The 12,222-nt window shown below is 46.0% G+C and carries 8 protein-coding genes; 3 read left to right on the top strand and 5 right to left on the bottom strand.

Annotation, left to right across the window (positions count from 1 at the left end; genetic code table 11):
* Window positions 1-113 precede the first annotated feature (113 nt).
* The gene (locus tag VME0621_RS10955) at window positions 114-2,693 is read left to right on the top strand and encodes a TRAP transporter permease (RefSeq protein WP_062456725.1); all 2,580 of its coding nucleotides are present in this window, start codon (window positions 114-116) and stop codon (window positions 2,691-2,693) included.
* A 125-nt stretch (window positions 2,694-2,818) separates the two neighbouring features.
* On the top strand, window positions 2,819-3,259 hold the full coding sequence (locus tag VME0621_RS10950) for a universal stress protein (RefSeq protein WP_006072878.1): 441 nt from the start codon (window positions 2,819-2,821) through the stop codon (window positions 3,257-3,259).
* A 35-nt stretch (window positions 3,260-3,294) separates the two neighbouring features.
* Here the strand turns inward: VME0621_RS10950 and VME0621_RS10945 are convergent, their stop codons facing one another.
* The 3 genes from VME0621_RS10945 to rapA are packed head-to-tail and all read right to left on the bottom strand — an operon-like array spanning window position 3,295 to window position 7,996.
* The gene (locus VME0621_RS10945; protein ID WP_062456723.1) at window positions 3,295-4,257 is read right to left on the bottom strand and encodes a D-2-hydroxyacid dehydrogenase; all 963 of its coding nucleotides are present in this window, start codon (window positions 4,255-4,257) and stop codon (window positions 3,295-3,297) included.
* A 32-nt stretch (window positions 4,258-4,289) separates the two neighbouring features.
* Window positions 4,290-5,027 (bottom strand): bifunctional tRNA pseudouridine(32) synthase/23S rRNA pseudouridine(746) synthase RluA, encoded by a 738-nt coding sequence (rluA, locus tag VME0621_RS10940; protein WP_062456718.1) that lies wholly within the window; start codon window positions 5,025-5,027, stop codon window positions 4,290-4,292.
* A gap of 59 nt (window positions 5,028-5,086) precedes the next feature.
* Window positions 5,087-7,996, bottom strand: a complete 2,910-nt coding sequence (rapA, locus tag VME0621_RS10935) for an RNA polymerase-associated protein RapA (protein ID WP_062456715.1) — start codon at window positions 7,994-7,996, stop codon at window positions 5,087-5,089.
* Between the two features lie 491 nt (window positions 7,997-8,487).
* Between rapA and VME0621_RS10930 the strand changes: the two genes are divergently transcribed.
* On the top strand, window positions 8,488-9,864 hold the full coding sequence (locus VME0621_RS10930; protein WP_038229151.1) for a PhoH family protein: 1,377 nt from the start codon (window positions 8,488-8,490) through the stop codon (window positions 9,862-9,864).
* Window positions 9,865-9,928: 64 nt separating this feature from the next.
* On the opposite strand, the gene tldD is transcribed toward VME0621_RS10930, so the two are convergent.
* The gene (gene tldD, locus VME0621_RS10925) at window positions 9,929-11,368 is read right to left on the bottom strand and encodes a metalloprotease TldD (RefSeq protein ID WP_006071021.1); all 1,440 of its coding nucleotides are present in this window, start codon (window positions 11,366-11,368) and stop codon (window positions 9,929-9,931) included.
* Between the two features lie 26 nt (window positions 11,369-11,394).
* Window positions 11,395-12,219 carry a carbon-nitrogen hydrolase family protein gene (locus tag VME0621_RS10920; RefSeq protein ID WP_006071019.1) on the bottom strand — a complete coding sequence of 275 codons (825 nt, stop codon included), beginning with the start codon at window positions 12,217-12,219 and terminating at the stop codon, window positions 11,395-11,397.
* Between the last annotated feature and the right edge of the window lie 3 nt (window positions 12,220-12,222).

Here is a 12,222-nt window from a genome sequence, read left to right as displayed (position 1 = left end):
ACACAACTAAAACCACACGTTTGCATCCATTGACTACAATGTTAAATGCGAAATATGGTTCGTTCATTTTGTTTGAAAAACACTGGACCATAAAATAATAAAGGAAAAAGTACATGACGCAGACAACACAACCGTCGCAAGATGTGCAAGAAATGGTCGCACAAGCTGACACTGGAGCAAGAAGCCCGAAAGGGATTCCCGCAAAAATACTTTGGTTTGTTCCACTATGTTGGTCGCTATTTCAACTTTGGTACGCATCCCCACTGCCGTTCATTTTTAACTTTGGCGTACTAAACGACACAGAAGCACGTTCAATTCACTTAACGTTTGCTATTTTTCTAGCGTTTACCGCTTATCCTGCAATGAAGGGGTCACCGCGCGATCGAATCCCTGCCATCGACTGGATTTTAGCACTGGCAGGTAGTTTATCTGCTGCCTACATTTACCTCTTTTACACTCAATTAGCAGGCCGCTCGGGCGCACCAACGACAATGGACATTGTCGTTGCCTGTACAGGTATGGTTCTACTACTTGAAGCAACACGTCGTGCTTTAGGTCCGCCGCTAATGGTCGTCGCTGCAGTATTCTTGTTGTATACCTTTGGCGGTCCATACATGCCGGATGTTATCGCTCACAAAGGCGCAAGCTTAAACAAAGCGATGTCACACCTGTGGCTAACGACAGAAGGTGTATTTGGTGTTGCTCTTGGTGTTTCAACGTCATTTGTATTCTTATTCGTTTTGTTCGGAGCCATGTTGGAGCGAGCTGGAGCAGGTGCTTACTTTATTAAAGTCGCATTTTCTCTATTAGGTCACATGCGTGGTGGTCCCGCAAAAGCGGCCGTTGTGGCATCAGGTCTGTCAGGCTTGGTTTCTGGTTCTTCCATCGCCAACGTAGTAACTACAGGTACCTTTACCATACCTCTAATGAAGCGCGTTGGCTTTCCGGGGACAAAAGCGGGGGCTGTGGAAGTTGCTGCATCAACCAACGGTCAGCTAACGCCACCGATCATGGGCGCTGCGGCATTCCTGATGGTTGAGTATGTGGGGATTTCATACGTTGAAGTAATCAAAGCGGCGCTACTACCTGCGCTGATTTCTTATATCGCTTTGATTTACATTGTTCACCTTGAAGCTTGCAAAGCGGGTATGACTGGCCTACCGCGCCGCCATAACCCGACGCTAGTTCAAAGTCTCTTATCATTTACCGGCACCATTCTTGGTCTTTGTGTCATTAGTGCTGTGGTGTACTACGGCATTGGCTGGACCAAAGACGTGTTTGGTGACGCTGCGACCCCAATCGTAGGTGTTGTGCTCTTGATATCTTATATCGCGTTACTGCGTGTCTCAGCTAAGTACGCGAAAGAAGGTGGTATTGAAATTGATGCAGAACTTACTGAAGTGCCAGATCCAGGTCCAACCATCAAGTCTGGTTTACATTTCCTACTGCCAATCGTGGTTTTAGTGTGGTGTTTGACGGTTGAGCGCTTTTCTCCGGGTCTCTCAGCATTCTGGGCAACGGTCTTTATGATCTTCATTCTGATTACCCAGCGTCCACTGATCGCAATCATGTCGAAAACCAGTGATGTCAATGCAGAGATCAAAGCTGGTTTTGTCGATTTGGCAGAAAGCCTAGTGTCTGGTGCACGCAACATGATTGGTATCGGTGTGGCGACAGCTGCTGCGGGTACCGTAGTGGGTGTGGTTACACTAACGGGTATTGGCCTTGTAATGACCGACTTCGTTGAGTTTATCTCAGGTGGTAGCATTATCTTGATGCTGCTATTTACCGCCGTCATCTCTCTCATCCTCGGGATGGGTCTACCAACAACAGCAAACTACATTGTTGTTTCAACTCTCATGGCGCCTGTTATCGTCACATTGGGTGCAGCACACGGTTTGATCATCCCACTGATTGCCGTTCACCTATTTGTGTTCTACTTCGGCATCTTAGCCGATGACACACCACCAGTTGGTCTTGCTGCTTTTGCCGCAGCTGCAATTGCTAAGTCCGATCCAATTCGCACCGGTATTCAAGGCTTCACCTACGATATTCGAACTGCAATTTTGCCTTTCATGTTCATCTTTAACACTCAATTATTGATGATGGGAATTGACTCGTGGTGGCACCTTGCTCTGACGGTTATCTCTGCGATTATTGCGATGCTTATTTTCTCAGCGGCCACTCAAGGTTGGTGGTTTACTAAGAACAAGTGGTGGGAGACTGTATTGCTGCTTGTATTAACGTTTACCTTCTTCAGACCAGGTTTTTGGTGGGATATGGCTTTCCCTGCGAAAGTTCTTTCGCCAGGTGTTGAGATAGCTCAAGTTGTTGAGAAGCTAAATGTTGGACAATCCATCGAGTTACGTGTTGCAGGTGAAACCCTCGAAGGTAAGTACGTTGAAAAAACCGTTCGACTACCTTTTGATGATAGCGCTGTCACCGCAGAAGAGCGTATCGCTTCGATGGGACTAATGCTCGACAAAGATGCTGATAAAATGATCGTCGATATGGTTGAGTTTGGAAGCCCAGCAGAAGCATCCGGTCTAGACTTTGACTGGGAAATTAAATCTATTGTGCAGGATGCCGATAGACCAATGAAAGAGTGGGTATTTGTACCTGCGTTGCTCTTGCTTCTCGCGATGGCGATGAACCAAAAGCGTCGTGCTCGTCGTGAAAACTTGAGCGCATAAAGGTATCAGGCTCTGGACTCGCTTTTGAACCCAGAGCCTAAAAACCTTAATACGGAACGGATAAAACTAGCCAAGCGTATGCTTTACCCTATGCTAGTAGGGTACAAACCAAAAAGAGAAAACACATGTACAAGCAAATCCTTGTTCCTGTCGATTTAAACGATAAAGGCTTTTCAGACAAAGCTGTAGAAATCGCGGTCTGGCATGCTAAGCACTCTAATGCCGAAGTGCATTTACTAAATGTTCTGCCGGGTATCCATATGTCTATGGTGGCTACGTATTTCCCTAAAGATGCCGCCTCGCAAATGAAAAATGATGTCAAAGCGCAACTTAAATCATTTGCTGATCAGCACATCCCTGATGAAGTCGTCTATAAAGTTCATGTTGCTGAGGGTAAACCTTATGCAACTATACTTGATTATGCGGAGCGCTTAGGCGCAGACTTAATTGTTATGCCAAGTCACAAACGCTCTAAGATCGACAAGGTAGTTCTTGGCTCTGTTGCAAGTAAAGTGGTTCAGAACTCACCCATCAATGTACTGGTCGTTAAACCACAGGCAGATTAATTTCCTCGCCCCACTTTACGTGGGGCGAGTTATTTCTAGACCACTCTATTTTGCGTTTTGCCTTGTTCTACCGCTTCAATATTACTCATTAATATTTCACAAAGCTTCTCTATGGAAGAGCGGCTTCCCCATGCGACATGCGGCGTTAAAATGAGATTGGGCAAATCCATATTCTCGACTAGAGGATTGGTTTGAGGCGCTGGCTCTTCTGTAAAAACATCCACTCCTGCTCCAGCAATGTGATTCTCCTTTAAAGCACAAACCAAAGCCGCTTCGTTAACCAAGCCACCGCGTCCAGTATTAATCAATACTGCCGTAGACTTCATATTCGACAACGCTTCACTATTGATAAGATTGGTCGTTTCCTCGGTCAAAGGACACAAAAGGGCAATGGCATCGCTCGTTTTCAAAAATCGTTCAAAAGGCACATAGCCCTCGCGGCATTGTGTTACACCTTTGCGTTCGGAGAACTGCACATTCATACCAATTGCTCTAGCAAGCGCCGCTGTCGCCTGCCCTAGGGCTCCGCTACCAATAATACCTAAGGTAGAGTGAGCAATATCTTGAATAGGATGAGTGAAGAAACAAAACTTATTCTGACGTTGCCACTCACCATTGCGGATATCGTTGTGGTAAGCAGGAATATTTCGCATCAAAGTAAATAGCAATGCAATCACATGTTCAGGCACCGATTGAGTCGCATAACCTTGGACATTGGTAACGGTAATACCGCGTTGCGCGCAGTAATCGAGCTCAACGTTATTAACCCCAGTGGCAGCCACCGCAATATGTTTTACTTGCTTGGCCTGTTCAAGAATGTCTGAACCTAAATAGACTTTATTGCTAATGACGACATCTGCATCATAAATGCGTTCTAACACTTGTTCAGGCGAGGTCGACTGATATTCGACCCATTGATGTACGAAATTTGGAGTGGGAATCGCGATAGATGCTGGAATGGTATCACGATCTAAAAAGACAATTTTCTTGGTGGCCATGACTTCTCCTTGATGTCGTACGGCCACACACTTTATGACCGAGGCAAGGTCTTATAATCCGGTAAATCTGTCGCGGGGTCAAAGTGTTGCACCACTAATGGCTCAGACACTTGATGAAAATCGCATGGAACGAAAATGGATTGTAGCTTTTCAGTTTCAGGATGGTAGAAACACAGCTCTGCCGCATGCAGCTCTAATCTATCTGAGAACATCAGCGCTTCTTCATGGGCGTAGAATTCATCACCAACGATAGGATGCCCCAGTTCCAATAAATGCACTCTTAGTTGATGTGAACGTCCGGTAATGGGGAATAAGCGCACAATACTTGTCTGTTGTTCCTGCTTTACCACCTGATAGTATGTTTGCGACGGCTTGCCATGTTCGTAGCACACTTTTTGCCTTGGACGATTCGGCCAATCACAAATAAGCGGTAAATCGATTAACCCTTCCGATTCATCAGGTGTTCCCCAAACTCGCGCATAGTAGACTTTATGAGTAAGCCGATACTGAAACTGTTTCTTTAAAGAACGTTCTGCTTCTTTGTTTTTCGCTAGTAACATCAGCCCAGAGGTCGACATGTCTAAACGATGCACTACTTGAATCTCGGGATACACCTCAACAAGACGGCTCCACATACTGTCATAATGCTCGGGCGCTTTCCCTGGTACAGATAACAAGCCTGAAGGTTTGTTTACCGCGAGAATATGTTCATCTTCAAATACAGTATCTATCCAAGGATCTGTTGGAGGTGTGTAGCTAAGCATGGCCATAATAATTTACCGCATCACAATGACGTAGGACGCAGATATCTGCGCCCTATTTTGTGTTATTAGTTGTGGCTGACAACGATCAGACGTAGTGAATCCAGTTGGACTTGAGCTTTCGCAATATAGCCATCAAGCTCTTTGATTTGAGCTTCAATCGCTTCGATTTCCTCGTCACGAATATTTGGGTTTACCGCTTTTAGCGCCTGTAAGCGTTCTAGTTCACCATTCAAGCTCGCATACATCGCTTTATGCGCTTGCTCTCGAACCGCCATGACTTTCTCTTCGACCGCCTCATTACCCGATTCGATCAATCGATGAACATCGGCTTGAACAGACGTCACCAATTTACTGCCTAAATGGCGATTAACTGGGCTAAGTTGACGGTTGAAGCCTTCAAACTCTACTTGTGAAGAGAGATCATTACCGCGAGCATCCATCATCAAGCGAATCGGTGTTGGTGGTAAGAAGCGGCTAATACCACTCTGTTTTGGTGCTTGCGCATCCACAACATACACCAACTCCAATAAGATAGTACCGACTGGCAGTGCTTTGTTTTTCAGAAGCGAAACGGCGCACGTCCCTACGCCTTCACTCATCACGAGATCGATACCGCCCTGAATCATTGGATGTTCCCAACTAATAAAGTTCATATCTTCACGAGAAAGCGCCGTATCACGGTCAAACGTAATGGTTGCTCCTTCATACGGTAGGCCTGGATAGCTCGGTACCATCATATGCTCAGAAGGCGTCACCACCAGAGCGTTTTCACCTTTGTCATCTTGGTTTAAACCAATGGTGTCAAACAAACTCAGTGCGAATGTGACTAAGTTAGTATCGCCATCGGTCGCTGCAATCTTTTCGACAATCTCTTGCGCTGCTTCACCACCATTAGAATGCATCTCAAGTAAACGGTCACGGCCTTGCTCAAGTTCATGCTTAAGCTCTTGGTTGTAATGTCTTGAGCCTTCAATCACCTCATCCAGCTCGGTCGTATCGCCACTCGCAAGCATGTTGATAATGCTCTCTTCATAGCGGTCATACACCATACGTCCCGTTGGACACGTCTCAGCAAATGCATTGAGTCCTTCATCGAACCAACGTGCTAGTATCGCTTGAGAGGTGTTCTCTAAATAGGGAACGTGCACGTCAATATCACGCTTCTGACCAATACGGTCCAAACGGCCAATACGCTGTTCTAGCAAGTCTGGGTTGAATGGTAAATCAAACATCACCAGTTGGTTCGCAAACTGGAAGTTACGACCTTCAGAACCAATTTCACTACAGATCAAGACCTGAGCACCACCTTCTTCTTGAGCGAAGTAGGCTGCTGCTTTATCACGTTCAAGAATCGACATACCTTCATGGAACACAGTTGCACGGATACCTTCACGTTCACGCAACGCTTGCTCAAGCTGAAGAGCGGTACTTGCACGTGATGCAATCACCAACACTTTCTCGCTGCGCTTTGCTGTGATCTTTTCAATCAGCCAGTTAACACGAGAATCGAACTGCCACCAGCTAGAGTCTTCGCCTTCAAACTCTTGGAAAATCTCTTCAGGGTAAAGCATTTTCATCGCGCGTGCTTCTGGTGCCATCTTGCCACCAATCATGCCTGATACGCGCATAGAGGTGGTGTATTGCTGTGGAATCGGCATCGGCACAAGGTTTACGTTACGCTTTGGAAAGCCTTTAATCGCGGCACGCGTATTTCGGAACAGCACTCGTCCAGTACCGTGGCGATCCATTAGGTTGTCGATAAGCTCTTGACGTGCCGTGGCTTTTTCTTCATCACTGGCATTGCTATCTAGAACGTTGAACAATGGCTCAACGTCTTGCTCAGACAATAGCTCAGTAATTTGGTTTTTCGCCTCATTGCTCAGCGCTTCCCCTGAGAACAGAGCTGTTACTGCATCGGCAACTGGCGCATATTGCTCTTCTTCTTTAACGAAAGATTCATAATCAAAGAAACGGTCTGAATCGAGAAGGCGCAATCGTGCAAAGTGGCTTTCGCGTCCCAACTGCTCTGGTGTTGCTGTTAGCAAAAGGACACCCGGTGTCTTTTCGGCCAACGCTTCAATGACTTGGTACTGACGACTTGGATTGTCTTGACTCCACTCAAGGTGGTGCGCTTCATCCACGACCAGCAGATCCCATTCGCCTTCCAATGCTTGTTCAAAACGTTTACGACTCTTACGTAAAAAGTCCAAAGAGCATAGGACAAACTGTTGAGTATCAAACGGGTTATCCGCCTCTGCGTATGCCTCAATGCAGCGTTCTTCATCAAAAATAGAGAAATGCAGATTGAAACGACGCATCATTTCTACCAACCATTGATGCTGTAGTGTCTCTGGTACCACAATCAAAACACGTTGAGCACGGCCAGACAGCACTTGCTGGTGAATGATCATACCTGCTTCAATGGTTTTTCCGAGACCAACTTCATCAGCCAGTAATACACGTGGCGCATAACGACGCCCCACTTCATGAGCAATAAAGAGCTGATGAGGAATCAAGCCTGCACGCATGCCACAAAGACCGCGCATAGGACTTTTGTGTTGTTCGTATTGATTGCTTAGTGCACGATAGCGCAGTACAAAGTTATCCATTCGGTCGATTTGGCCTGCAAACAATTTGTCTTGCGGCTTGTTAAAACGAATTTGATGGCTCAAGAAGATCTCGCGTAATGCAACGCCCTGCTCTTCTGTATCTTGACGTATACCGACATACGTTAATACGCCTTGGTCTTCGAGCACTTCTTCAACTAGAAGCGTCCAACCTTCTTGGCTATCTATGACATCGCCAACATTAAAGATAACTCTGGTGACTGGCGCATCACTGCGTGCGTACACACGGTTTTCTTCTGATGCTGCAAACATAAGAGACACTGTTCTCGCATCCAATGCGACGACCGTACCTAAACCTAAATCACTTTCCGTATCGCTAATCCAGCGCTGCCCTAAAGCAAATGTCATAGAGAGACTACCTCAACTCGTATCGATATCTTTTGGTCATTCAAACGGTAACTCAGTCGAAAACTAAGCTCAAAACCCCGCCCAAATAATAGTAGGTGATAGAGCAAATATTGCTCATTTTCACCCTAGGGTGAAAGGTCGCTAATCTTACTTGAAGGCGTGATGCAGGTCACGCCAATTACAAGGAAATCCTAAGTTTTTTTTGTATTGTCGTGGCTGACATCAAACTGCAAAAAAATAGTGGCAAATGTAAAGACCAAAGTGAGTTTTTTCACTTATACTCAAATTGTAAAGGTTAATAACATGTTACCAAAGAACCATGTTTTAATTGGATACAAGGGTATCAGGTTCAATCAGACTAACCATCGATTGAACATAGCAAGGTTGACTCACTAAGATAGGAAATCCGAGCCAGCATTGACCCCAGTCTGACTCGTTCCCAATCCGAGTTAACCGCAAAGGACAAGCGCCAGTTGCGGCAAGGAGACTCTATGGGCGATACCGACCGTAAATTTTTCGTTCTCGACACCAACATCCTTCTCCACGAACCCCACGCCATTTTTTCGTTCAAAGAACACGACGTCGTCATACCCATGACCGTACTTGAAGAACTCGATCGCATTAAGGACAGCAAACGCGATGTTGCTCGTGATGCACGCGTCGCAATTAGAGCTCTTGAAGATATCTTTAAAGAAGCGACGCCTGATGAAATTTCTGAAGGAATTCCCTTCTCTCACCAAATGGAAGCAACAGGAACCATTTCAATATTGGCAGATTATGTGCTGCAAGAAACAGTCAAAGCTTTCGCCGACAAGGAAGGCGACAACCGGATTCTCAATGCGGTGCTCTACTTGCAAAATAAACGCTCTCCTCGAGAAGTCGTTTTAGTCACTAAAGACATCAACATGCGCTTAAGAGCTAAAGGAGCTGGTGTTCGCTTTGTTGAAGACTACCGTACTGATCAACTAATCGATGATGTTCAGTACCTCACAAAAGGTTTTCAAAAATCTGAAGGGGCGTTTTGGGAACATATTGACGAGGTAGAAACCAAAACTCTCGCCAACAAGACATATCACACTTTCGACAGAGCCGCGATTGACCCAACGTTTATCAATCAATACTTGATCGATGATAGTAGTGATTTTGCTGGACGAGTAGCCGACATTGATAGTGATAAAGTGACAATTCGAGATCTGAGCCAAGAACGCCTATTGTGTCGACAAGCATGGGACATTCGCCCTAAGAATATCTACCAAGGCATGGCCATGGATGCTTTACTCGACCCTGATATCGATTTAGTGATTCTCACAGGTGCCGCTGGTAGTGGTAAGACGCTACTCGCTATGGCTGCAGCGCTAGAGATGACGATAGAGAGAGGTATGTTCGATAAGATCATCGTCACCCGAAATACACCAGATATTGGCGAGTCCATCGGTTTTCTTCCGGGTACTGAGGAAGAAAAAATGATGCCTTGGTTGGCTGCCATTACCGATACACTCGAAGCGCTACACAAGAACGATCACTGCACTGAGGGCTCACTGAAATACATCTGTGATAAAGCGAATATTCAGTTCAAATCTATTAACTTCATGCGCGGACGTTCAATCCAAAATGCGTTTGTTTTACTCGATGAGTGCCAGAACTTAACAGCCTCTCAGATTAAAACCATCATTACTCGCTGTGGTGAGGGGACTAAGATTGTCTGCTCGGGTAACTTAGCACAAATTGATTCCCCGTACTTAACGCCAGTAACATCAGGGTTAACGTATATGGTTGAGCGCTTTAAGAACTTCGGAGGCAGTGCCAACATTCACTTAAATGGTGTGGTAAGAAGTAGATTGGCCGAATTTGCAGAGGAAAACTTGTAAGTGGCTGAGACGTCATCCCCTTGAAAAAGGGGATGACGGTAGTTTTTGCTTTATACTTGTGAACTTAGTCAGTACCGCCGACAGTTAGTGCATCTAACTTCAAGCTTGGCTGACCAACACCAACTGGCACACTTTGCCCAGCCTTACCACAGACGCCAACACCGCGGTCGATACTCAGGTCATTACCCACCATAGAGACTTGCTGCATCGCTTCGATACCAGAGCCAATTAGCGTCGCACCTTTCACTGGCGCAGTAATCTTACCGTCTTCGATGAGATACGCTTCTGATGCTGAGAACACAAACTTGCCAGAGGTAATATCAACCTGACCACCACCAAAGTTTGGTGCATAAAGACCTTTCTTCACGGTAGAGATAATTTCTTCTGGAGAATGCTCACCCGGCAACATATAAGTGTTGGTCATACGAGGCATAGGTAAGTGGGCATAGGATTCACGACGGGCGTTACCTGTAGGGTTTACTCCCATTAGACGCGCATTAAGCTTGTCTTGCATGTAACCTTTCAGAGTGCCATTTTCAATCAACGTATTGTACTGTCCATGAACACCCTCATCGTCCACGTTAAGCGAACCACGAAGGTCTTGCAGTGTTCCATCATCAACAATCGTACACAGGTTTGATGTGACTTGCTGACCTACCTTGCCAGAGAATACTGATGACTCTTTACGGTTAAAATCACCCTCTAGGCCATGACCTACGGCTTCGTGTAACAGTACTCCCGGCCAACCAGAACCTAGTACAACTGGCATAGTACCAGCAGGTGCGTCAATCGCTTCCAGATTGACTAGCGCTTGGCGAATGGCTTCATCGGCATAGTTGTAAGCGACTTGTTGACCTTCTTCTGTTGAGAGGAAGAAATCGTAACCATAGCGGCCACCACCACCGGCACTACCTCGCTCACGACGGTCGCCTTTCTGTGCTAATACACTGATAGATAAGCGCACCAATGGGCGCACATCTCCAGCAAAGGTTCCATCGGTTGCCGCCACTAGCATTTGCTCATAGACGCCACTTAAGCTGACAGAGACTTCTTTAACTAAAGGCTCTTTAGTACGAATGTAGGCATCAAGCTGCTTTAGCAGTTCAGTTTTTTGTTGTTTTTCCCAACTTTCTAATGGGTTAACCGCTGCATAGTAAGCTTGATTATCGCGACGAGTAAGCGCGTTAACTTGCGCGCTTTGACCTTGCTGTGCAATGCCTCTTGCCGCTACTGCACTTTGCTTCAGACCATCCAGTGTGATTTGGTCTGAGTATGCAAAACCCGTTTTTTCGCCAGCAACCGCTCTAACACCAACACCGCGGTCGATATTAAATGAACCGTCCTTGATGATGCTGTCTTCGAGCACTAGAGATTCGTGCCAGCTGGATTGAAAATAGATATCCGCATAGTCAATCTGGCGAGTTGCAATGCTCGCAAGCGTAGCTTCAATATCTTGCTCAGACAGACCTGTAGGCCCTAATAGCGCGTCTTCTATGCGTTCCATATGATTACTCTTTATAGTAAATATAATTAGTGTAAGTGCTGTTCAAATCGAATGTGTTTAGCGACAGGCATACTCTGTCTCACTTCTTCAACAACATCAAAATTCAGTTCGGCGGTTATTGTACCTGTCTGCTGCTCAAGCTGTCCTTGAACCTCTCCCCAAGGCGATATCACCATAGAGTGTCCCCAGGTTTCTCTTCCACACGGGTGGGTGCCACATTGATTAGCTGCGACTATCCAACATTGGTTTTCAATCGCTCTAGCACGCAACAGGACTTCCCAATGTGCCTTTCCAGTCACCGCAGTAAATGCCGCAGGCACAACAATTACGCTCGCCCCTTGAGCCCTCAACGCACTGAATAGATGTGGGAAACGCAGGTCATAGCAGATGGTTAAGCCCACCGCACCAAAATCAGTCGGCACCATCGCAATGCTTGTACCCGCTTTAAACGTTTCTGATTCACGGTAATTTTTGTGACCATCATTGACGTCTACATCAAACATATGCAGCTTATCATAATGATTCATACGCTGCCCATTTACGTCAAAGACCAGCGTTGTTGTAGTCACTTCCGTTTCAGAAACCCGAATAGGAAAGCTGCCAATAATAAGGTGAATCTGATGGCGTCTTGCTAAGTCAGATAACTTGTCTTGATACTTGCCTTTTCCTAAAAATTCCGCGTGACGGTGATAATCGTCACGGGAACCAAAAACCAGCGAGTTCTCTGGGGTAAGAATCCACTTCATCCCCTTAGCAGAAAGAAACTCAACCTTATGTTCAATGAACTTGAAGTTCTCTTCTGGTTCAGGTCCTGATGTCATTTGTATGATGCCAAAGCGTTCCTTGCTCATGGT

The sequence above is a fragment of the Vibrio mediterranei genome (assembly GCF_900088415.1).
In the GTDB taxonomy this organism is placed as follows: domain Bacteria; phylum Pseudomonadota; class Gammaproteobacteria; order Enterobacterales; family Vibrionaceae; genus Vibrio; species Vibrio mediterranei.
The sequence above is the reverse complement of the archived record's forward strand: the minus strand, read 5'-3'. Positions and strand labels throughout refer to the sequence as shown.

Bases quoted from the DNA above. Each gene is read 5' to 3' on its own strand.
- tldD (WP_006071021.1), bottom strand. From the start codon at position 11,368: ATGGAACGCATAGAAGACGCGCTATTAGGGCCTACAGGTCTGTCTGAG.
- VME0621_RS10945 (WP_062456723.1), bottom strand. From the start codon at position 4,257: ATGGCCACCAAGAAAATTGTCTTTTTAGATCGTGATACCATTCCAGCA.
- VME0621_RS10950 (WP_006072878.1), top strand. From the start codon at position 2,819: ATGTACAAGCAAATCCTTGTTCCTGTCGATTTAAACGATAAAGGCTTT.
- VME0621_RS10955 (WP_062456725.1), top strand. From the start codon at position 114: ATGACGCAGACAACACAACCGTCGCAAGATGTGCAAGAAATGGTCGCA.
- VME0621_RS10920 (WP_006071019.1), bottom strand. From the start codon at position 12,219: ATGAGCAAGGAACGCTTTGGCATCATACAAATGACATCAGGACCTGAA.
- rluA (WP_062456718.1), bottom strand. From the start codon at position 5,027: ATGGCCATGCTTAGCTACACACCTCCAACAGATCCTTGGATAGATACT.
- VME0621_RS10930 (WP_038229151.1), top strand. From the start codon at position 8,488: ATGGGCGATACCGACCGTAAATTTTTCGTTCTCGACACCAACATCCTT.
- rapA (WP_062456715.1), bottom strand. From the start codon at position 7,996: ATGACATTTGCTTTAGGGCAGCGCTGGATTAGCGATACGGAAAGTGAT.